Origin of the sequence: uncultured Aquimarina sp., assembly GCF_947492405.1 — a bacterium.
GTDB lineage: Bacteria > Bacteroidota > Bacteroidia > Flavobacteriales > Flavobacteriaceae > Aquimarina.
Window position 1 is genome coordinate 1 of the sequence record NZ_CANLMP010000030.1, and the last position, 381, is coordinate 381.

1 protein-coding gene is annotated in these 381 nt (G+C 38.3%); it reads right to left on the reverse strand.

Going from position 1 to position 381, the window contains the following annotated elements; translation table 11 throughout:
* On the reverse strand, nucleotides 1–381 hold a 381-nt coding region (locus Q0829_RS27520), incomplete at both ends, for a DUF11 domain-containing protein (RefSeq protein ID WP_298549308.1).

The following is a 381-nucleotide window of genomic DNA, read 5'->3' on the forward strand; positions in this document are numbered from 1 at the left end:
ATATCCTCACTTGGATCATCTGGAGTAGTATTAGTATCAGTCTGATCTAAAGTAACTCCGGTAACTGTATTGGTAATCGTATCATCACTAGTGCCTGCATCGACTGTAGCTTCTAGTATTAAAGTCACTATAGTGCTATCATCTATATCTCCAATTGCCCAAACTCCGGTTGCATCATCATAAGCACCTTGACTTGGAGTATCCGAAACATAAGTCACTCCTGTTGGTAACTGATCTGTAATTGATACTGTCGTTGCTCTTGCAGGGCCATTATTCGTAACCGTGATTGTATAGTTGATTGTATCTCCTTCATCTGGAGTAGCATTATCAACTATTTTAGCAATTACTAAATCTACTTCGTTATTTACTACGATATCCTCA